Source organism: Streptomyces sp. TLI_55, assembly GCF_900206255.1.
Classification (GTDB): Bacteria; Actinomycetota; Actinomycetes; order Streptomycetales; family Streptomycetaceae; genus Streptomyces; species Streptomyces aquilus.
In genome coordinates this window covers 5368946-5389432 of sequence record NZ_OAOJ01000001.1, presented here as the reverse complement: position 1 = coordinate 5389432, position 20487 = coordinate 5368946, and the positions used below count along the sequence as shown (strand labels likewise).

Genomic DNA, 20487 nt, shown 5'->3' with positions numbered 1-20487 from the left:
GGGAGGCTCCCGGGCCGGGTCTGTGCAACATCTGGCGCAACGTGAGCCTTTGTCAGTTACGTGTGAACCAATTCCGTGCCTTCATGAGGCTCACGCCCGCTCCAGCACCGCCGTCACCCCCTGACCGCCCGCCGCGCACACCGAGATCAGCCCGCGCCCCGAACCCCCGTGCTCCGCCAGCAGCTTGGCCAGCGTCGCCACGATCCGGGCGCCGGTCGCCGCGAAGGGGTGCCCGGTGGCGAGGGACGAGCCGGTCACGTTCAGGCGGGTGCGGTCCACGGGGGCCAGCCCCGCCTTCTCCCACGCCGACAAGGTCGCCAGCACCTGGGACGCGAACGCCTCGTGCACCTCGACCAGGTCGAAGTCGGCCATCCCGAGCCCGGCCCGCTCCAGCATGCGCGGCACGGCACGGGCGGGGGCCATCAGCAGACCGTCCTCGGCGGGGTCCCCGGCGACGAAGTCCACGGCCGCCGTCTCGTACGCCGTCAGATACGCCAGCGGTTCAAGGCCGCGCTCCGCCGCCCACTCCTCCGAGGCCAGCAGGACGACCGCGGCGCCATCGGTGAGCGGGGTCGAATTCCCGGCCGTCATCGTCGGGTTGGGTGCGTCCAGGCCGAACACCGGCTTCAGGGCGGCCAGTTTCTCCACCGTCGACCCCGGCCGCAGGTTCTGGTCCCGGTCCAGGCCGCGGAACGGCACCACCAGGTCCTCGAAGAAGCCCCGCTCGTACGCCGCCGCCAGCCGCTGGTGGCTCGTCGCCGCCAGTACGTCCTGGGCCTCGCGCGTCACGCCCCACGCGCGGGCGGTGACGGCCGCGTGCTCGCCCATCGACAGGCCGGTGCGGGGCTCGGCGTTGCGCGGGATGTCGGGGACGAGGTGGCCGGGGCGGACCCGGGCGAGGGCCTTGAGCCGGCCGCCGAGGGACTTCGCCCTGCGGGCCGCCAGCAGGATGCGGCGCAGGTCGTCGTTGACGCCGAGCGGCGCGTCGCTCGCCGTGTCCGCGCCGCCCGCGATCGCGGACTCGGTCTGGCCGAGGGCGATCTTGTTGGCGGCGGCGATGACCGCCTGGAGGCCGGTGCCGCAGGCCTGCTGGATGTCGTACGCCGGGGTCGTCGGCGCCAGCTTCGAGCCGAGGACCGTCTCGCGGGCCAGGTTGAAGTCACGGGCGTGCTTGAGGACGGCACCGGCGACGAACTCGCCGACCGCGCCCGGCTGTTGGAGCCCGTAACGGTCCACGAGGCCGTCCACCACCACCGTCAGCATCTCCTGGTTGGAGGCGGTGGCGTAGGGGCCGTCGGAGCGGGCGAAGGGAACGCGGCTGCCGCCGATGATCGCGACCCGGCGCGTCACCGGTGCCTGGAGAATGCTCATCTCGACCTGCTCCCCATACCTGACATAGGCGTGCGTGACATAGGATTACCTCCGGTAACCTTACTCCAGAGTAAGCAAGAGAGCACCGAGTGGGGAGACGGCCATGGCCGACCGTTATCTGCGCTTCACCGGCACCGCGCCGGGCCGTTTCCTGACCCGGGGACTGGGCCTGCCGCAACCGGCGGAACTCCACCGCTGGTCACCCGAGCACCCGGCTCTCAAGGGCGAGGTCCTCCACCTCACCGCCGGCAAACCGGCCCCCGCCCCCGCCGCGCCCCCGGCCGCCGTCGTCCTCGACGCCACCCACGTCCGGGACGTCGAAGGCCTCGCCGACGTCCACGCGGCCCTGCACCCCGTCGTCCGGTCCGTCGCGGCCGGCGGCCGGATCGTCGTCCTCGGCGCACCCCTCGACCCCGCCGACCACCACCAGGCGGCCGCGCAGCAGGCCCTGGAGGGCTTCACGCGCTCGCTCGGCAAGGAGATCGGCCGGGGCCGGACGGTCAATCTCGTACGGCTCACCGACCGCGCCGCCGCCGAGTCCACCCTGCGCTTCCTGCTCTCCCCCAAGTCCGCCTATGTGAGCGGGCAGGTGATCGAGGTGGGCGAGGGGTCAGGCGAGGGTCCAGGCGAGGGGACGGTCCCCGCCGACCTCGACTGGGATCAACCCCTCTCCGGGCGCACCGCCCTGGTGACGGGCGCCGCGCGCGGGATCGGCGCGGCCGTCGCCGAGACGCTCGCCAGGGACGGCGCCCGGGTCGTCGTCCTCGACGTGCCCCAGGCCGAGGCGGACGCCCGGCGGCTCGCCGAACGCCTCGGCGGCGAGGCCCTCGCCCTCGACATCACGGCCGCCGACGCGGGCGAACGGATCGCGGCGGCGCTGCCCGACGGCCTCGACGTCCTGGTCCACAACGCGGGCATCACCCGTGACCGCCGACTGGTCAACATGCCCGTGGAGCGCTGGAGTTCGGTGCTGGAGGTGAACCTGGCGAGCGTGCTGCGCACGACCGACGCGCTGCTGTCGACGGGGACGCTCGGGGAAGGCGGCCGGATCGTCGCCACGGCCTCCATCGCCGGGCTCGCCGGGAACGCGGGGCAGACCAACTACGGCGCCAGCAAGGCGGGCGTGGTCGGCCTGGTGCGCTCCCTGGCGCCGCGCGCCCTCGCCGAGCACGGGGTGACGGTCAACGCCGTGGCCCCCGGGTTCATCGAGACGAAGATGACGGCCGCGGTGCCGCTCCTCATCCGGGAGGCGGGGCGGCGCATGAACTCCCTCGCACAGGGCGGCCTTCCGGTCGACGTGGCCGAGACGACGGCATGGCTCGCGCACCCGGCGTCGGGTGCGGTGAACGGGCAGGTCGTCCGGGTCTGCGGCCAGAGCCTGCTGGGGGCGTGATGACGGACGTCGTCCTGCACCGCTCCCCCGCCCTCGCGCCGTTCCTGGCCCGGGGCGCGCTGCTGTCCCCCTTCAAGCGGCCCCGCCCGGACGCCGGGTTCCCGCGCACCCGGCTGGTGCTGCCCGGCCTGCGCGTCGACCTGGCGCGGCTCGCCGCCTATGAGCGGGTGTGCGGGTTCGCGACCGGCGACGACGCGCTGCCGGTGACGTATCCGCATGTGCTCGGCTTCCCGCTGGCCATGCGGCTGATGAGCGCCCGGGACTTCCCGCTGCCGCTGCTCGGTCTGGTCCACACGTCGATCGGGATCATCCAGCACCGGCCGCTGCCCGCGACCGGGGTGTACGAACTGAGCGTGTACGTCGCCGAGTTGGCCCCGCACCGGCGCGGCACGGAGGCGAGGGTCGTCACGGAGGTGCGGGTCGGCTCGGACGGCGTATCCGGCGTCGTATCGGACGTCGTATCGGACGTCGTATCGGACGTCGTATGGGAGTCGAGCAGCACGTACCTGGCACGGCACCGCACGGCATCCCGGCCGGCGGCCGAGCGCGCCGAGCAGGCCCCCCTCCCCCCGCTCGCCGAGTGGCGGCTGGCCGGGGACATCGGCCGCCGGTACGCCACCGCGTCCGGCGACCGCAACCCCATCCACCTCCACCCGCTCACCGCCCGCCTCTTCGGCTTCCCGCGGGCCATCGCGCACGGCATGTGGACGGTGGCCCGCTGCCTCGCCGCGCACGGGACCCCGCAAGTGGGCGTGGTACGGGCGGAGTTCAGGGCGCCGGTGCTGCTGCCGGGGACGGTGACGTACGGGTCGGAGGGCGACCGCTTCGAGCTGCGGGGCGGGGATCGTGTGCATGTGGCGGGAACGGTGAACGGGTCGCCGACGTGAAGGTGTTGCCGGCCTGAACACGGTGTTCAGCGGCGGACGTTGACCCCGCCGATGAGCCCCCACGCGTCGATCCGCACGGTCGGCCCACCGGCGACACTCGGACCCTCGTCCCGCACCCCGCCCAGCCGGATGCCGTGCACCTCCACCCGCACGTCCGACCGCACCCGCAGGCTCACGCCCCCGATCAGGCTCAGCTTGGTGATGCGCAGTTCGGCGCCGTCCGGGATGTCGACGTCCGTGAGGTCGATGTCGGCGCCGCCGATGAGCGAGGCGGTCAGGGTGCGCTCGTGGAGGGTGGCACCGTCGAGGCGGTGACCGCCGATGAGGCTCACCTTGATGTCGGTCTTGCCCGGCCGCTGTTCCCCGCTGGTCTTCGTCATGGGACGACCGTACGGCCGGAGGATCTCCCTCCCCCAGTGTCCGTCGTCCGCCTTACCGCATGACAGGTGTCATGTCGCCGGCGGAGCCCACGGCCGCCCCTCCATCAGGTCCCCCAGCCCGGCCCAGGCGAAGTTCATGAGCGTGGCCGCGGCCTGCCGTGCCGTGACACCGGGCGTGGCGTTGGCCCAGGCGGCGAGCGACTCGGCGGCCCCCACCAGCGCCTCGGCGAGCCCGGCGACCTCCCGCTCGGCCAGATCGGGGTCCCGGTGCGCCTCCCGCGCAGCAACGACGATCAACTGCGTCACGAAGGCGACGATCTCCTCCCGCATCGCCGCGACCTCGGCGGCGAACGCCTCGCCGTGGATACGGGCCTGGAGATGCAGCACGGACCAGCCGTCGGGATTCCCGGCGGTGTGCGTGAAGAACGCCAGCAGCCCGTCCCAGAGTTGCCGGTCGGCGGGCTGGTCGGTGCGGACGCCGGAGCGCACGGCCTCGGTGAGCGCGTGCGCCTCACGGCGGATGCAGGCCGTGAAGAGGTCGTCCTTCGAGTTCAGGTACAGATAGACCAACGGCTTGGAGACACCGGCGAGTTCGGCGATCTCGTCCATGGAGGCGGCCATGTACCCACGCCGGCCGAAGGTCCGCACGGCGGCGTCCAGCATCTGCTGCTCACGGACCGCACGCGGCATCCGCTTGGTCTTCACGGCACCCATGGGGCCAAGACTAAGTCGTCCACCGGGGTGAGCGGACTCCGTGCGAGGACCAGGTGCGAGGACTCGGTGAGCGACTAGGACGTCTGGCCCTGCGCCCGGGCCGCGTCGTCCGCGATGTCCTCCTGGTTGCGGTTGGCCTCCAGGTTGGACTTCATGCGGTCGACGCGCTCGGCGACCTGGATGGAGGCGCGGTCGCGCTCCTTGCGCAGGACGACGAAGCTGATCGGGGCCGAGATCACCAGGGAGAGCAGGACGACCCACATGCCGTTGGAGTCGCCGAGGCCGCGCGGGGCGACGCCGGAGTAGACGAGGCCCCAGACGACCACGAGGCAGCCCACGAAGATCCCGAGGCGCATCAGTGTGTAGCGGAGCATCTCAATCCACTCTTCCGTTCCGACTGAAAGTCCCCCTGAAAGTTCTCAAAGGGCACCTTCCAGTGAAGCACGCCCCCTCCCCGATCTTGCAGGGGGTCCGCCAGGCAGGCCCCCGCTCACCCCAGAGCCCGGGCCGCCACGTCCAGATCGGCCACCAGCCCCCGGAAGGCCACCTCCCGGTCGTCCGACCTCAGCACGGCGGACGGATGCACGCCAGCCACGGCCCGCACGCAGTCATCGGCGAGCCCACCCCGGTCGGGCACAAAGGGCTCTGCGCTGTAACCATCCTCGGGCGCCTTCTCAGGCATGCGCCCCGAGTACCCACCCAAGGGGCGCGGGGAACTGCGCGACCAGCCACAGCGCGCCCGCACCCGAAAAACGAATCCGTCACACCCTCATCGGCTGAGGCGACTCCCGTCGCCCCGCATCCGGCCCCTCGTACTCCCGAATCACCTCGTACCGAGTGTTCCGCTCCACCGGCCGGAACCCGGCGTCCCGAATCAGATCCAGCAGATCGTCGCGCGTCAGCTTGTTCGGCGTGCCGAAGTTGTCCGCGTCGTGGGTGATCTTGTACTCGACGACCGACCCGTCCATGTCATCGGCGCCGTGCAGCAACGCCAGCTGCGCGGTCTGCACCCCGTGCATCACCCAGAAGACCTTGACGTGCGGGACGTTGTCGAAGAGCAGGCGGGAGACCGCGAAGGTCTTCAGGGCCTCCGCGCCGGTCGCCATCTGCGTCCGCGCCTGGAGCCGGTTGCGTACCTTCCCGTCCTTCATGTCGACGAAGTCGTGCTGGTAGCGCAGCGGGATGAAGACCTGGAAGCCGCCGGTCTCGTCCTGGAGCTCACGCAGCCGCAGGACGTGGTCGACACGGTGGCGGTGCTCCTCGATGTGGCCGTAGAGCATGGTGGCCGGGGTCTTCAGCCCCTTCTCGTGCGCCAGCCGGTGGATGCGGGACCAGTCCTCCCAGTGGGTCTTGTGGTCCACGATGTGCTGCCGGACCTCCCAGTCGAAGATCTCGGCGCCGCCACCGGTCAACGACTCCAGACCCGCGTCGATCAGCTCGTCCAGGATCTCGCTCGCGCTCAGGCCGGAGATCGTCTCGAAGTGGTGGATCTCCGTGGCCGTGAACGCCTTCAGCGAGACGTCCGGCAGCGCGGCCTTCAGCTCGCGCAGCGACCGCGGGTAGTAGCGCCACGGCAGGTTCGGGTGCAGGCCGTTGACGATGTGCAGCTCGGTGAGGTTCTCGCCCTCCATGGCCTTCGCGAGCTTCACCGCCTCCTCGATGCGCATCGTGTACGCGTCCTTCTCCCCCGGCTTGCGCTGGAAGGAGCAGTAGGCGCAGGAGGCGGTGCACACGTTGGTCATGTTGAGGTGCCGGTTGACGTTGAAGTGGACCACGTCACCGTTCTTGCGCGTCCGCACCTCGTGCGCGAGACCACCGAGCCAGGCCAGGTCGTCCGACTCGTAGAGCGCGATGCCGTCCTCACGGGTCAGCCGCTCACCGGCCCTGACCTTCTGCTCCAGCTCGCGCTTGAGCCCGACGTCCATGGGGGTCACACCTTTCTCCGACGACTTCGACAACCGTACGTCTACGCCTCTTCGGGCAGCTCTCCGACCCGGTTCTCCCACTTCGTGGAGAGCACGATCGTGGTACGGGTCCGGGAGACGCCCTTGGTCCCGCTGAGCCGCCGGATGATCTTCTCCAGGCCGTCGACGTCACTGGCCCGCACCTTGAGCATGAACGAGTCGTCGCCCGCGATGAACCAGCAGTCCTCGATCTCCGGCAGGTCCTTCATCCGGCGGGCCACGTCCTCGTGGTCGGCGGCGTCGGAGAGGGAGATGCCGATGAGGGCGGTGACGCCGAGGCCGAGGGAGGCGGCGTCGACGGTGGCGCGGTAACCGGTGATGACACCGGCCGCCTCCAGCCGGTTGATGCGGTCGGTGACGCTGGGTCCCGACAGACCGACGAGGCGGCCCAGCTCCGCGTAGGAGGCCCGGCCGTTCTCCCTCAGGGCCTGGATGAGCTGCCTGTCCACCGCGTCCATGCGATCGAAGCCTTCCGCTGAAGAGGATCCCGAGAGTTCCCGAAGTGATGAGAGGTACTGCGACTTGCTCAGATGGCGCCTACGTCGGGCGGGTTGCGGACCCGCCGCCGAGCTCGCCCTTCCACCGCCGGTACAGCCGGTGCTCGACCCCCGCCGCGTCGAGGACCCGTCCGGCGACGAAGTCGACGAGGTCCTGGATATGGGTGGCACCGGCGTAGAAGGCGGGTGAGGCGGGCACAACGGTGGCGCCGAGGTCGTCGAGGGTGACGAGGTGCCGCAGCGTCTGGCCGTTCAAGGGGGTCTCCCGTACGGCGACGACGAGCTTGCGGCGCTCCTTGAGGGTCACGCTCGCGGCGCGCTGGAGCAGGTCCTTGGAGAGCCCGAGGGCGACCCCGGCGACGCAGGCGGTGGAGGCGGGCACGATCAGCATGCCCTTGACGGGATACGACCCCGAGGACGGCCCGGCCGCGAGGTCCCCGGCGGCCCAGTACCGCACCCGCTCGACATCGGCATCGAACGTCCCCGGCTTGCCGTCGGCCCCCCTGGCCAGCCATTCCCGCAGGTCGTCCTGCCAGTGCGCGTCCCGGAAGGCGATCTGCGTCTCGTCGAGCAGCGTCAGCCGCGAGGCCCTGCTGACGACCAGGTCGACGCTCTCCCCCGCCTCCAGCAGCGCCCGCAGCACCGCCGCCGCGTACGGCGTCCCGGAAGCTCCGGACACCCCCACGATCCAAGGCACGCGCTGCGTTTCTCCTGCGTTCACATCTTGAGCGTACCGGTGGACCGGATCCTCAGACGGTCAGGCCCCGCACCAGCAGGTCCAGCAGCGCGCACACGAACAGGGCGATCCCGATGAACCCGTTGACGCTGAAGAACGCCCTGTTCAGGCGGGACAGGTCATGCGGGCGGACGATGTTGTGCTCGTAGACGAAAGCCGCCGCGACGATCATCAGGCCGACCCAGAAGAACCCGCCCGCGTCCGTCGCCACCGCGTACCAGACCAGCAACCCCATGGTCAGGGCGTGGCACACCCGCGCCCCCCAGATCGCCGCCGGGATGCCGAAGCGGGCCGGGACCGACATGACGCCGACCTCGCGGTCGGTCTCGACGTCCTGGCAGGCGTAGATCAGGTCGAAGCCGCCGATCCAGATGCCGACCGCGAGGCCGAGGAGCACCGCGTCCCAGGACCACTCGCCGGTGATCGCCAGCCAGCCGCCGACCGGGCCCATCGCCTGGGCGAGACCGAGGATGGCCTGCGGGAAGTTCGTGAACCGCTTGCCGTAGGGGTAGACCACCATCGGGATCACGGCGACCGGGGCGAGGGCCAGGCAGAGGGGGTTCAGCAGGGCCGCCGAGCCCAGGAAGATCACGACCGCGACCAGCGCGCCCGTCCACGCGTGCTTGACCGACATCGCGCCGGTCACCAGCTCGCGGTGGGCCGTGCGCGGGTTCCGCGCGTCGATCTCCCGGTCGATGATCCGGTTGACCGCCATGGCGAAGGTGCGCAGGCCGACCATGCAGATGGTGACGAGCAGCAGCCTGCCCCAGTGGATGTTCCTGTCCCACTCGAACATCGCGGTGAGCGCCGCGATGTAGGCGAAGGGCAGCGCGAACACCGAGTGCTCGATCATGACCAGGCGCAGGAACGCCTTCGTCCGTCCCGGCTGGGGGATCGCGGCAGACGCGGAACTCACAGGCCGTACTCCTTCCAGCGGCGGTCGACCTTCGCCGCCGTCTCCGGGTCGGACACCACCATGTCCGGCCAGCCGCCGTCGCGGGTGTAGCCCTCCTCGGGCCACTTCTTCGTCGCGTCGATCCCCGCCTTGCCGCCCCAGAACTGCTGGTAGGAGGCGTGGTCGAGGTGGTCGACCGGTCCTTCGACGACCGACAGGTCGCGTGCGTAGTCGGTGTTGCCGAGGGCCCGCCACGCGACCTCGTGGAGGTCGTGGACGTCGCAGTCCGAGTCGACGACCACGATCAACTTCGTCAGGGACATCATGTGGGCGCCCCACACAGCGTGCATCACCTTTTGGGCGTGCTTGGGGTACTTCTTGTCGATCGAGATGATCGCGCAGTTGTGGAATCCGCCCGCTTCGGGCAGGTGGTAGTCCACGATGTCCGGCACGATGATCTTCAGCAGGGGGAGGAAGAAGCGCTCGGTCGCACGACCCAGCGGACCGTCCTCCGTCGGGGGGCGGCCTACGACGATCGACTGAAGCAGCGGCCGCTTCCGCATGGTCACGCAGTCGATCTTCAGCGCCGGGAACGGCTCCTGCGGGGTGTAGAACCCGGTGTGGTCGCCGAAGGGCCCCTCGGGCAGCATCTCGCCCGGCTCCAGCCAGCCCTCGATGACGACCTCGGCCTGGGCCGGGACCTGCAACGGCACGGTCTTGCAGTCGACCATCTCGATCCGCTTGCCGGCGATGAACCCGGCGAACAGGTACTCGTCGATGTCACCGGGGAGCGGCGCGGTGGACGCGTAGGTCACGGCCGGCGGGCAGCCGAAGGCGATCGCGACCGGCAGCCGCTCGCCCCGCCGGGCCGCCACCTGGTAGTGGTTCCGGCTGTCCTTGTGGATCTGCCAGTGCATGCCGATCGTGCGCTTGTCGTGGCGCTGGAGGCGGTACAGACCGAGGTTGCGGATGCCGGATTCCGGGTCCTTGGTGTGGGTCAGGCCCAGGTTGAAGAAGGAACCGCCGTCCTGCGGCCAGGTGAACAGGGCCGGGAGCTGGTCGAGGTCGACGTCGTCGCCGGTGAGGACGACCTCCTGGACCGGAGCCTCTTTCACCTTCTTCGGCGGTACGTGCGTCATCGCGCCGAGCTTGCCGAAGGCCTCCCGCACCCCCACGAAGCCGTGCGGCAGTTCGGGGCGCAGCAGCCCGCCGATCTTGTCGGAGATGTCCTCGTACGACTTCAGGCCCAGCGACTTCAGCAGCCGCCGGTCGGTTCCGAAGACGTTCATCGCGAGGGGCATCGAGGAGCCCTTCACGTTCTCGAAGAGGAGCGCGGGGCCGCCTGCCTTGTTGACCCGGTCGACGATCTCCCCGACCTCCAGATACGGGTCGACCTCGGCCTTGACGCGCTTGAGGTCGCCCTCGCGTTCCAGGGCCCTGAGCAGCGAGCGAAGATCGTCGTAAGCCATGCGTCCCAGTATCCGGTACGGGCTACCCTGGCCCTGTACCTGGGGGCTGTGATCGCGGCCCCGACGACCGTCCCGTGGGAGGGCCCCATGCTCCGGGTGCTGATGTTCCTCGTGCCGCTGGCGCTGAGCATCTACGCGTTCATCGACTGCATCAGCACGCCCGACGACGACGTCCGCCACATGCCCAAGCCGCTGTGGGCGATCCTCGTGCTGCTGTTCCCGATGGTGGGCTCGATCTCCTGGATGATCGCGGGCAAGAAGCGCAGCCTGGCCGCCGACGGCTGGTCCGGCGTCCGGTCCGGCCAGTCCCAGCGCTGGGTCGCGCCCGACGACAACCCCGAGTTCCTGAAGTCCCTCGACGAGGACGACGACCGCGACCGGAAGAAGCGGGACGAGCCCTGACGTGGAGCTGCGGCTGCTGGTCACCTTCGAGAAGGTCGCCGGGGTGCTCAGCTTCACCCGGGCGGCGGCCGAGCTGAACTACGCCCAGTCCAGCGTCACCAGCCAGATCCGCGCCCTGGAGGACTCGCTCGGCGTGGAGCTGTTCGACCGGCTCGGCAGCCGCATCCGGCTCACGGAGGCCGGGGAGCGGCTGCTGCCGTACGCCCGCCAGATCATCGAGCTGAGCGAGGAGGCGCGGGCGGCCGTGACCGACGCCGAGGAGCCCTCCGGCACGCTCGCCGTCGGCACCATGGAGTCGCTGACCTCGTACCGGCTGCCGCCGCTCCTCGAACTCTTCCACCACCGCTATCCGAAGGTACGGCTGTCGCTGCGCACGACCCTCGGTGACGAGACCCGGCAGGCGCTGCGGCAGGGCACGTACGACGTGGGCTTCCTGATGGAGGCGGAGACCGCGCACCCGGGCCTGGAGAGCGAGGTGCTGGCGGTGGAGCCGCTGGCGCTGGTGGCGGCACCGGAACACGCGCTCAAGGGACGGGAGTTGGCGACCGCCGACCTCCTGGGCCAGCCTCTGCTGGCCACCGAACCGGGCTGCGCCTACCGGGACTTGTTCGAGCGGGAGCTCAACTCCCTCGGCGGGCCGGTCAACTTCATGGAGTTCGGCACGATCGAGGCCACCAAACGCGCGGCGGCGGCCGGTCTCGGCATCGCGCTGCTGCCGGAGATCACGGTCGCCGCCGAACTCACGGAGGGCTCTCTCGTACGACTGGACTGGGAGCCGCCGTTCACGCTTCGGACGCAGCTCGCGTGGCGGTCCGGGAAGCGGCTTCCGGCGCATGTGCGGCTGTTCGCGGAGCAGGCACGGAAGCTGGTGTCCGAGCAAGGGTGACCTTGAGGCTCGCGAGGACGATCAGCGGGACGCCCAGCGCCTGGACGAGGCCGATGTGGTGGCCGTACACCGCCCAGTCCATGCCCATCGCGACGGCCGGGTAGACGAAGGCCAGGACGGCGATCTTCGACAGCGGGAGCTTGGCGTAGGCGGCGTACATCAGGACGTACATCAGGCCGGTGTGGATGAAGCCGAGCCCGGCCAGCCAGCCCCAGTCGCCCGCGCTCGTGCCGCTCATCGCGCCGAAGTCGGCGAAGGGCAGCAACAGCGGGATGCCGACGACGACTTGGACGAGGGCGATGAGGTGCGGGCGGACGCCGGTGATGCGCTTGGTGACGAGGGTAGACAGGCCGTAGAGGAGCGCGGCGAGCAACGCCTGTCCGACGCCGAGGAGATACGTGCCGCCACTGGTGAAGTCGGAGGGCGTGACGCCCGAGACGAGGACCAGTCCCGCGAAGGCCAGCGCGATCCAGCCCGCCTTCGCCGCCGTCAGGCGCTCGCGGAAGAGGAGGGCGCCGAGCAGGACCACGTAGAACGGCTGGGTGTGGTAGACGACCGTGGCGACCGAGATCGAGGTGTTCTCGTACGACTCGAAGAGGAACACCCAGTTGAAGACGATGAACACGCCGCCCAGGACGGCGAGTCCGAGGGTGCGGGGCGTGAAGCCGTGGTCGCGGAGCCAACCGCGGGCCACCACGTACACGCCGAGCGCGAGGGCGCCGAAGACGACGCGGAAGAAGACCACGTTGAAGGGGGAGGCGCCCGACTCGACGACGAAGACGCCGAGGGTGCCGGAGAGGATCATGGCGGTCGTGAGTTGGGCGATGCCCTTGCTGTCGGAGGTCATGTCCCTGACGGTAGGAGCGGGCATCGGTGCAGGTCCACGCGCCAGTGGGGGGTCCTGCCGATGGGGCCATCGGCAGCGTCGATGCGTGCAGGTTGTACGCCGGTGAGGGTTCCGAAGCGGACAACGCGCCCCTGTCGGGCGGGCCGCCGGGACCGGACACTTACCTCGCATGACGACCGCTCCCGCCGACTCCGCCGGCACCCTCGCCCCCGCATACGGTGACAAGGTCATCGCCGTCGAGACGGCGGGCTCCGAGCCCATCCCGGACGCCGAACGCCATGGCTCGCCGCTCCAGCTGCTGTGGACCTGGGCCTCGCCGAACATCGAGTTCGCGACCGTCTTCATCGGTGTGATCTCGGTGCTGTTCTTCGGCCTGAGCTTCTGGGAGGCCACCGCGGCCATCGTCCTCGGCACCGCCGTCGGCGCGATCACCCAGGGCTACCTCTCCCTGGACGGTCCGCGCTTCGGCGTCCCGCAGATGGTGATCGGCCGGTTCTCCTTCGGCTACTTCGGCAACATCCTGCCGTCCGCGGCCAACGGCCTGATCGCGGGCGTCGGCTGGTTCGCGGTGAACAGTGTGAGCGCGGCCTTCGCCCTGAACACGCTGACCGGGCTGCGTCCGCTGCCTTCCCTGCTGCTCGTGGTCGCGGCCGAGATCGTGATCGGCTTCATCGGCCACAACTTCGTGCACACCTTCGAGAAGTACGCGTTCCCCGCACTCGCCGTGATCTTCCTGCTCGCCGGCGTGTGGACCTTCAAGGACGCGGACCTCGGCGGCGGCGGCACGGGCGGCGGCATCGGCGGGTTCCTGCTCGCGTTCAGCGCGGCCTGGGGCTACGCGGCCGGCTGGAACCCGTACGCAGCGGACTACTCGCGCTACCTGCCGCGCACCGCGAACAAGCTGAAGACGATCGTCTACCCGGCGGTCGGCCTGTTCGTGTCCGTCACCCTCGTCGCGGTCATCGGCGCGGCCTCGGCGACCATCGTGGCTCCCAAGGACGCCACCCCGACGGCGGCCTTCACCGGTCATCTCCCGGGCTGGCTGGGCGACCTGGTGCTCGTCGCCATCATCCTCGGCGCCATCTCGGCGAACGCCCTCAACATCTACTCGGGCGCGATCTCCATCGCCTCCTTCGGCCTGAAGCTGCCGACGTGGCTGAGCCGCAGCGTGCTGGTCGTGGTGTCCGGTGTGGCCGGTACGGCGGCGGCGTGGGCCTCGCTCGACGACGCGGGGTCGGCGTACGAGGCGTTCCTGCTGGTGATCGCGTACTGGGTGGCACCGTGGCTGGGCGTCGTCCTGGTGGAGCGGTGGCTCCAGTCCCGCACGGCCACGGACGAGGAGCTGACGGCCCGCCTGAGCGACCGTTCCCTCACCAACTGGCCGGGGCTGGCGGCTCTGCTGATCGGCGTCGCGGTGTCCGTGCCGCTCTTCTCCAACCAGGAGAAGTACGTGGGATGGGTGCCGGAGAAGTGGCCGTCGTTCGGGGACATCACCTGCCTGGTCGGGTTCGTGGTGAGCGCGGCGCTGTACGCGGTGCTGCGGCGGGCGAAGGCGTCTCAGCCCACGTCCGCGTAGGCCTGGTCGACGTACTCCACCTTGATGTACCGGGGGCCGAACTCCTTCTCGACGAGGGGTTCGGCCTTCTTCGGGTCGTCGACGCCGACATGTACGAACCCCCGCTCGTCGACCGCGACTTCCCGCATCTGGAAGGTGCCGTCCCAGCGGGTCATGTCCTCGCTGATCCGCTCGGCGAGGGCGTCGAGAGTCCTGCGGTCGACGCCGGCGGGGTGCAGCCGCAGCTTCACGCCCTGCTCGGCGGCGTCGCAGGCGGCCGTGTCGAAGCCGTCGGAGGGGATGCGCCAGACGTCGGCGGCGTGCGCGTCCTCGTCGACGGCCATGCCGGTGTAGACGTCGGCGTACCGGCCCGCGGCGAGCTTGTCGATGCGGGCGAGGGTGCGGTTGAGGGGGCTGTCGTCGGGGGCGTCGCCGTCCGGAGCGCTCGCCCGGGTACCGACGCACCAGTCCTCGGCCGGGGGCGACGGGGAGGTGCTCGCGGCGACGTCCACGTCCGCGTGCCCGGTCTCCGACGCGTCCACGTACAGGGCCGCCCCCACCACCACACCGGCGGTGGCCACGGCAGCCAGGATCCAACTGTGGTTCCTCATGCGACTGTGACGCGGGAGCGGGCTCGGAGGTTCACCCTCAGTCGCCCCGCAGCACCAGCTCCAGCAGGCCGGGGAACCGGGCGTCGAACTCCTCCCGGCGCAGGCGGTTGACCCGCCTGGGGCCCTCGTCGCGCTGCTCCACGAGCCCGGCCGCGCGCAGGACCGCGAAGTGGTGGCTCTTGGCCGCCTTGCCGACCGGCACGTCGAAGGTGCCGCAGCTGCGTGACCAGTCCTCGGAGGCGGCCAACTCCCGTACCAGCTGGGCCCGTACGGGGTCGGCGAGGGCGGCGAGCGCGGTGAGCAACGGGACGTCGTCGGGGTGGGTGTGCTCGGGGGCGGCCCGATGACTGGTTCCTGCCATGGCTCCCATCCGCCTTCCGTGTCCCCTTGCAGAGTGTTCGATGAAAACCATACAGTGCTGAGTGTTCGCTTCTCATTGAACAGTCTGAGCGGTCCAGAACGGGGTGTGCGGCATGCGCGCGATCGAGTTCCAGGAGTACGGCGGTCCCGAGGTCCTCAAGGTCGTCGAGACGGAGGTCCCCGAGCCCGGCCCGGGGCAGGTGAGCGTCGACGTGGCGTACGCCGGTATCAACTTCGCCGACCTCAAGGCACGGGAGACGGGGTACCGGGTGCCGCGGCTGCCGTTCGCGCCCGGCCTGGAGGTCTCCGGGCGGGTCCGGGCGACGGGCGAGGGGGTCACCGGCCTGACCGTCGGCCAGGAGGTCACCGCGCTGACCGAGGGCGGCGCCTACGCGGACGTGGCCGTGGCGGACGCGACGACCGTCTTCCCGGTCCCGGCCGGCGTCGACCTGCGCACGGCCGCGACCCTGCCGACGGTGCTGCCGACGGCGTACGCGCTGGTCCACTCCGTGGGCCGGCTCCAGCCCGGCGAGACCGTGCTGGTGCAGGGCGCGGCGGGCGGTGTCGGGACGGCGCTCGGGCAGTTGGCGAAGGCCGCGGGCGGCACGGTGTACGGCGTGGTGTCGAGCGCCGCGAAGGCCGACTACGCGCGGGAGTACGGGTACGACGAGGTCTTCGTCGGCGACTTCGAGAAGCCGGTGCGGGCGGCGACGGGCGGTCGCGGGGTCGACCTCGTCCTGGACCCGGTCGGCGGCGACACCCTGCGCGCCGGACTCGCCTCGCTCGCCGTCTTCGGACGCCTGGTCTCCTTCGGCAACGCGAGCGGGGCCAAGGCGTGGAGCGTGGGGCAGCCCGAGCTGTATCCGCGCGGTGTCACGGTCGGCGGCTTCTCCATCCTCACCCTGGCCCAGACCGCCCCGGACGAGCTGCGGGCGCTGGCCGAGCGGGCGTTCACGAAGGTCGTCGACGGGACGGTCACCCTGCCGGTCACGGCCGAGTTCGGCCTGGAGGAGGCGGCGGAGGCCCACCGGCTGATGGGGGCGCGGACGAGCACGGGGAAGCTGCTGCTGAGGGTCGGCGGCTGAACGGACGGCGTCGCCGGGGGTGATGAGGGCCACTCCAGCACGGGGTTTGCATGACCATGCATTGCCATGCATAATCTTCCTATGTCCAAGGTCCTCACCTCCCTCCCCGTCGGCGAGCGCGTCGGCATCGCCTTCTCGGGCGGCCTCGACACCTCCGTCGCGGTCGCGTGGATGCGCGACAAGGGCAGCGTCCCCTGCACCTACACCGCCGACATCGGCCAGTACGACGAGCCCGACATCGCGTCGGTGCCCGGCCGTGCCAAGACCTACGGCGCCGAGATCGCGCGCCTGGTCGACTGCCGCGCGGCGCTGGTCGAGGAGGGCCTGGCCGCGCTGACGTGCGGCGCGTTCCACATCCGTTCCGGTGGGCGCGCGTACTTCAACACCACGCCGCTGGGCCGTGCCGTCACCGGCACGCTGCTGGTGCGGGCGATGCTGGAGGACGACGTCCAGATCTGGGGCGACGGCTCGACCTTCAAGGGCAACGACATCGAGCGGTTCTACCGCTACGGCCTGCTCGCCAACCCGCATCTGCGCATCTACAAGCCCTGGCTGGACGCCGACTTCGTCACCGAGCTCGGCGGCCGCAAGGAGATGTCGGAGTGGCTGGTCGCCCACGGCCTGCCCTACCGGGACTCGACCGAGAAGGCGTACTCCACCGACGCCAACATCTGGGGCGCCACGCACGAGGCGAAGACCCTGGAGCACCTGAACACCGGTCTTGAGACGGTCGACCCGATCATGGGCGTCAAGTTCTGGGACCCGTCGGTCGAGATCGCCGCCGAGGACGTGACGATCGGCTTCGAGCAGGGCCGCCCCGTCACGATCAACGGCAAGGAGTTCGCCACGGCGGTCGACCTCGTCATGGAGGCCAACGCCATCGGCGGCCGCCACGGCCTGGGTATGTCCGACCAGATCGAGAACCGGATCATCGAGGCCAAGAGCCGCGGCATCTACGAGGCCCCGGGCATGGCCCTCCTGCACGCCGCGTACGAGCGTCTCGTCAACGCCGTCCACAACGAGGACACCCTCGGCCAGTACCACATCGAGGGCCGCCGCCTCGGCCGCCTGATGTACGAGGGCCGCTGGCTGGACCCGCAGGCGCTGATGATCCGCGAGTCGCTCCAGCGCTGGGTCGGCGCCGCGATCACCGGCGAGGTCACCCTCCGCCTCCGCCGCGGCGAGGACTACTCGATCCTCGACACGACCGGCCCGGCGTTCTCGTACCACCCGGACAAGCTCTCCATGGAGCGCACCGAGGACTCGGCCTTCGGCCCCGTCGACCGCATCGGCCAGCTGACCATGCGCAACCTCGACATCGCCGACTCCCGCGCCAAGCTGGAGCAGTACGTCGGCCTCGGTCTGATCGGCACCGGCAGCCCCACCATCGGCGCCTCCCAGGCCGCCGCGACCGGCCTGATCGGCACCATGCCCGAGCTCCCCGAGGGCGGCGCCGAGGCGATCGCCTCCCGCGGCGAGGTCTCCGAGGACGAGGCCCTGCTGGACCGCGCGGCGATGGAGTCCGGCACGGACTGACGCGATCGCTTGAAGGCCTTGAAGGCCGGTCTCCGAAAGGGGGCCGGCCTTTCCGGCGTCTGGACCTGCTACGCCCCCTGCAACGGCCCGAGTGCCGTCACCCTGCGCTGGACCACGGCCATCGGCCGCTCCCCCGCCCGGCCCCGGACCACCCGGTGCGCGCAGGCCGCCGCCAGCAACTCGCCCAGCAGATCCGGGTCGCCGACCTCCAGGCCCAGCAACGACTCGATCCGCTCCAGGCGTTGGTAGAGGGACTGCCGGCCGATGTGCAGCAGGGCCGCGGTGCGGGTCGGGGAGCAGCCGTTGCGGAGGTGGACCTCCAACGTCCGTACGAGATCGCTGGCGTGGACCGCCTCCCACTCCAGGAGCGGGCCCAGGGCGGCCTGGACCATCCCCGCCAGGCGTTCCCGGTTGGCGTCCACACCGCCCCGGGTCAGCTCCCGTTCCAGGGCGAGGGCCCTCGACGAGGTCACCAAGGGGCCGTCGGGGGCGGACGGTTCGGCGGGCGGCACGGTCAGCGCCAGTTCCAGCGTCGTACGGGCCGCCCGCAGCGTGTCGCTCCAGCGCAGCCAGCCGCCGCTCGCGGCGACCGCGTGCCCCACGGCGACCGTGGATCCGGGTTCGGCGACGGCCCGGAAGGCGTCCTGGACGGCCCGCACCGGGTCGCCTGACCGGGTGCCGGGCAGTGCGAGCAGCGCCAGGACGTCCGCCGGGAACACCGCGCGCAACACCCCGGCCCCGCCGAGCTGTCGTACCGCCCGGTCCACCACCGCCGTCTCCCGGGCGCCGTGCACGGACACCCCGAGCAGCCGCGCCCCGGGGCCGGGGTGGAAGCCCGCGAGGGCGGCCCGCGCCTCGACCTCGGGCTGGTTCAGCGCCGCCGGGTCGGCGAGGTCGGCGAGCAGGGCGGCCGTGTGGTCGTCGCCCCAGGGCCGGACGACCGTGCGCCCCGACAGGCCACGGGCCACGATCGCGCGGTTGGCGGCCTCCGTGATCCGTACGAAGGGCACGACCCGGCGCAGGGCGAGCAGCGGCAGGCCCAGGCGGCGGGCCTCGTCGGTGACCTCGGCGGGCATGGCGGGCAGCGACCGTCCGACCTCCACCGCGAGCCCGGCCGCGCCCCGCGCCGCGAGCTCGCGGACGTACCGGCGGCGCACCTCCTCGTCGGCGTCCGTCAGCCCGAAGCCGTTGGTGAGCAGCAGCTCGCCGCCGTCGAGGAAGTTGGCGCCCTCGTAGACCTCGCTGGAGTGCACCCAGCGCACCGGCCGGTCGAGCCCCCCGGCGCCCGCGAGCAGCTCGGGTTCGGTGGCGCGGACAGGGTCGAGGGCCAGGATCTCGCGGAGCGTGAGTGCGGGCATGCGTGCCTCCCGACAGTGGTCCGGCTGGGTGGGCCGCCCGACAGTTCGTCCGGCCACGGGCTGCCCGGAGAGTACTTTCCGCACGTTGCCCTCGTGTTTCGGCCACAGCAGAGTGGACGCATGGATCCTTTCCGTACGTGGCTGGCCACGGCCGTCGCCGAGGCCCGCGCCGGACTCGCCGAGGGCGGCATCCCGATCGGCGCCGCGCTCTACGGCGCCGACGGCACCCTCCTCGGCCGGGGCCACAACCGGCGCGTCCAGGACGACGACCCGTCCATGCACGCGGAGACGGCGGCGTTCCGCGCGGCGGGCAGACAGCGCACCTACCGGGGCACGACGATGGTCACGACCCTCTCTCCCTGCTGGTACTGCTCCGGCCTGGTCCGGCAGTTCGGCATCTCGCGGGTGGTGGTCGGCGAGGCGGCCACCTTCCACGGCGGACACGACTGGCTGGCCGAGCACGGCGTGGAGATCGTGCTCCTGGACGACCCCGAGTGCATCGCGATGATGCGCGACTTCATCGACAAGAACCCGGCTCTCTGGAACGAGGACATCGGTGCCTGACCCCCGTATCCCCACCATCGACCTCCGGCCCTGGCTCGACGGCGACCCCGAGACCCGCGCCGCGATCGCCCGCACCGTGGACGAGGCCCTCCAGACGGCCGGCTTCCTGCTCGTCACGGGCCACGGCGTGGACCCCGCCCTGCGGGCGGCCATCCGGGAGGCCGCGCGCGCCTTCTTCCGGCTGCCCGCCGAGGTCAAGCAGGCGTACGAGGCGAAGGTCGGCGGCCGTGGCTGGCTCGGCCCCGGAGCGGAGGCCAACGGCTACTCCGAGGGCACCGAGACCCCGCCGGACCTGAAGGAGTCCCTCACCTTCGCGACCCACGAGCCCTTCGAGGACCCGGTCGTCAACGCGGAGTGGTACGCGCCGAACGTCTGGCCCGAGGAGGTGCCGGAGCTGCGGACGCTGTGCGAGGAGTACCTGGGGAAGATGGCCGACCTGGAGAAGGCGCTGCTCGAACTGCTCGGCGAGGCCCTCGGCCTGGAACCCGACTTCTTCTCCCGGCACATGGACCACCCGACCTACGGCTTCAACATCAACTGGTACCCGGGGACCGAGGTCGTCGGCGAGCCGGAGCCCGGCCAGTTCCGCATCGGCCCGCACACCGACTTCGGCACGGTGACGATCCTCGACCGGCAGGCCGGGAAGGGCGGGCTGCAGGTCTGGACGGACGCCGGGGGCTGGGAGGACGCGCCCTTCGACCCGGATGCCTTCACCATCAACATCGGTGACCTGATGGCCCGCTGGACCGGCGACCGCTGGCGCTCCGGCCGGCACCGCGTCCTCCCGCCGCCCGCGGACGCGCCCGCCGAGGAGCTCATGTCCCTGGTCTACTTCGGCGAGTGCACCCCGGGCACCCGGGTGGAGTCGGTCCCGGCGCCGATCGGGCGGGTGGCGTACGAGCCGGTGGACTCGCATGTGTATCTGCGGGCCCAGCTGGACTCGATCACGGTCGACTGAGCACGCGGTCCATAGCCCG

At 71.2% G+C, this 20487-nt stretch carries 23 protein-coding genes; 9 read left to right on the top strand and 14 right to left on the bottom strand.

Translation table 11 applies throughout. The features are described from left to right. Window positions 1-90: 90 nt before the first annotated feature. On the bottom strand, window positions 91-1371 hold the full coding sequence (locus tag CRP56_RS24855) for an acetyl-CoA C-acetyltransferase (protein ID WP_097267492.1): 1281 nt from the start codon (window positions 1369-1371) through the stop codon (window positions 91-93). A 103-nt stretch (window positions 1372-1474) separates the two neighbouring features. Between CRP56_RS24855 and CRP56_RS24850 the strand changes: the two genes are divergently transcribed. Continuing rightward, the gene (locus tag CRP56_RS24850) at window positions 1475-2764 is read left to right on the top strand and encodes a 3-oxoacyl-ACP reductase (RefSeq protein ID WP_097267490.1); all 1290 of its coding nucleotides are present in this window, start codon (window positions 1475-1477) and stop codon (window positions 2762-2764) included. Continuing rightward, window positions 2764-3651, top strand: coding sequence for a MaoC family dehydratase (locus CRP56_RS24845; protein ID WP_097267488.1), 888 nt, complete (start codon window positions 2764-2766; stop codon window positions 3649-3651). The genes CRP56_RS24850 and CRP56_RS24845 overlap by 1 nt, the downstream gene beginning before the upstream one ends. Window positions 3652-3677: 26 nt before the next feature. Here CRP56_RS24845 and CRP56_RS24840 read toward each other — a convergent pair whose 3' ends face one another. From CRP56_RS24840 to CRP56_RS24800, 9 genes are all read right to left on the bottom strand, one after another. After that, complete coding sequence (locus CRP56_RS24840) at window positions 3678-4031, bottom strand: hypothetical protein (protein ID WP_097267486.1); 354 nt, start codon at window positions 4029-4031, stop codon at window positions 3678-3680. Between the two features lie 69 nt (window positions 4032-4100). After that, complete coding sequence (locus tag CRP56_RS24835; RefSeq protein WP_097267484.1) at window positions 4101-4745, bottom strand: TetR/AcrR family transcriptional regulator; 645 nt, start codon at window positions 4743-4745, stop codon at window positions 4101-4103. Between the two features lie 74 nt (window positions 4746-4819). Then, window positions 4820-5119 carry a DUF4229 domain-containing protein gene (locus CRP56_RS24830; RefSeq protein ID WP_097267482.1) on the bottom strand — a complete coding sequence of 100 codons (300 nt, stop codon included), beginning with the start codon at window positions 5117-5119 and terminating at the stop codon, window positions 4820-4822. 116 nt (window positions 5120-5235) lie between these two features. Continuing rightward, the gene (locus tag CRP56_RS49315; protein WP_373559675.1) at window positions 5236-5427 is read right to left on the bottom strand and encodes a hypothetical protein; all 192 of its coding nucleotides are present in this window, start codon (window positions 5425-5427) and stop codon (window positions 5236-5238) included. Between the two features lie 79 nt (window positions 5428-5506). Beyond that, window positions 5507-6670, bottom strand: coding sequence for an aminofutalosine synthase MqnE (gene mqnE / locus CRP56_RS24820; RefSeq protein ID WP_097267480.1), 1164 nt, complete (start codon window positions 6668-6670; stop codon window positions 5507-5509). 41 nt (window positions 6671-6711) lie between these two features. Then, window positions 6712-7167 (bottom strand): Lrp/AsnC family transcriptional regulator, encoded by a 456-nt coding sequence (locus CRP56_RS24815; RefSeq protein WP_079306730.1) that lies wholly within the window; start codon window positions 7165-7167, stop codon window positions 6712-6714. A gap of 79 nt (window positions 7168-7246) precedes the next feature. Continuing rightward, window positions 7247-7903, bottom strand: a complete 657-nt coding sequence (locus tag CRP56_RS24810) for a UbiX family flavin prenyltransferase (protein ID WP_097267478.1) — start codon at window positions 7901-7903, stop codon at window positions 7247-7249. Window positions 7904-7955: 52 nt separating this feature from the next. Then, window positions 7956-8858 (bottom strand): menaquinone biosynthesis prenyltransferase MqnP, encoded by a 903-nt coding sequence (mqnP, locus tag CRP56_RS24805; RefSeq protein ID WP_097267476.1) that lies wholly within the window; start codon window positions 8856-8858, stop codon window positions 7956-7958. Continuing rightward, a complete protein-coding gene (locus CRP56_RS24800; RefSeq protein WP_097267474.1) occupies window positions 8855-10306 on the bottom strand; it encodes a menaquinone biosynthesis decarboxylase in 1452 nt (483 codons plus the stop codon). The genes mqnP and CRP56_RS24800 overlap by 4 nt, the downstream gene beginning before the upstream one ends. A gap of 87 nt (window positions 10307-10393) precedes the next feature. Here CRP56_RS24800 and CRP56_RS24795 point away from each other — a divergent pair, with 87 nt between their 5' ends. Continuing rightward, window positions 10394-10708, top strand: a complete 315-nt coding sequence (locus tag CRP56_RS24795) for a PLD nuclease N-terminal domain-containing protein (RefSeq protein ID WP_097267471.1) — start codon at window positions 10394-10396, stop codon at window positions 10706-10708. Between the two features lies 1 nt (window position 10709). After that, window positions 10710-11594 (top strand): LysR family transcriptional regulator, encoded by an 885-nt coding sequence (locus CRP56_RS24790; RefSeq protein ID WP_097267469.1) that lies wholly within the window; start codon window positions 10710-10712, stop codon window positions 11592-11594. Here the strand turns inward: CRP56_RS24790 and CRP56_RS24785 are convergent. Next, window positions 11491-12441: a DMT family transporter gene (locus tag CRP56_RS24785; protein WP_097267467.1), complete on the bottom strand. Its 951-nt coding sequence runs from the start codon at window positions 12439-12441 to the stop codon at window positions 11491-11493. The two genes, CRP56_RS24790 and CRP56_RS24785, sit on opposite strands and share 104 nt — an antisense overlap. A 169-nt stretch (window positions 12442-12610) precedes the next feature. Here CRP56_RS24785 and CRP56_RS24780 point away from each other — a divergent pair, with 169 nt between their 5' ends. Then, complete coding sequence (locus CRP56_RS24780) at window positions 12611-14017, top strand: purine-cytosine permease family protein (RefSeq protein WP_097267465.1); 1407 nt, start codon at window positions 12611-12613, stop codon at window positions 14015-14017. Here CRP56_RS24780 and CRP56_RS24775 read toward each other — a convergent pair. Continuing rightward, complete coding sequence (locus CRP56_RS24775) at window positions 13999-14607, bottom strand: hypothetical protein (protein ID WP_143664933.1); 609 nt, start codon at window positions 14605-14607, stop codon at window positions 13999-14001. The genes CRP56_RS24780 and CRP56_RS24775 overlap by 19 nt on opposite strands. 37 nt (window positions 14608-14644) lie before the next feature. Beyond that, a complete protein-coding gene (locus tag CRP56_RS24770) occupies window positions 14645-14968 on the bottom strand; it encodes an ArsR/SmtB family transcription factor (RefSeq protein ID WP_097274424.1) in 324 nt (107 codons plus the stop codon). A gap of 112 nt (window positions 14969-15080) precedes the next feature. Here CRP56_RS24770 and CRP56_RS24765 point away from each other — a divergent pair, with 112 nt between their 5' ends. Together CRP56_RS24765 and argG are read left to right on the top strand one after the other, a co-directional pair. Further along, window positions 15081-16052: a quinone oxidoreductase family protein gene (locus tag CRP56_RS24765; protein ID WP_097267463.1), complete on the top strand. Its 972-nt coding sequence runs from the start codon at window positions 15081-15083 to the stop codon at window positions 16050-16052. 81 nt (window positions 16053-16133) lie between these two features. Next, complete coding sequence (gene argG, locus CRP56_RS24760; protein ID WP_097267461.1) at window positions 16134-17588, top strand: argininosuccinate synthase; 1455 nt, start codon at window positions 16134-16136, stop codon at window positions 17586-17588. A gap of 68 nt (window positions 17589-17656) precedes the next feature. Here the strand turns inward: argG and CRP56_RS24755 are convergent, their stop codons facing one another. Then, window positions 17657-18946 (bottom strand): PucR family transcriptional regulator, encoded by a 1290-nt coding sequence (locus tag CRP56_RS24755; RefSeq protein ID WP_097267459.1) that lies wholly within the window; start codon window positions 18944-18946, stop codon window positions 17657-17659. 120 nt (window positions 18947-19066) lie between these two features. Here CRP56_RS24755 and CRP56_RS24750 point away from each other — a divergent pair, with 120 nt between their 5' ends. Further along, window positions 19067-19510, top strand: a complete 444-nt coding sequence (locus CRP56_RS24750) for a nucleoside deaminase (RefSeq protein ID WP_097267457.1) — start codon at window positions 19067-19069, stop codon at window positions 19508-19510. Continuing rightward, window positions 19503-20468 carry an isopenicillin N synthase family dioxygenase gene (locus tag CRP56_RS24745; RefSeq protein ID WP_097267455.1) on the top strand — a complete coding sequence of 322 codons (966 nt, stop codon included), beginning with the start codon at window positions 19503-19505 and terminating at the stop codon, window positions 20466-20468. The genes CRP56_RS24750 and CRP56_RS24745 overlap by 8 nt, the downstream gene beginning before the upstream one ends. The last annotated feature ends 19 nt before the right edge of the window (window positions 20469-20487 follow it).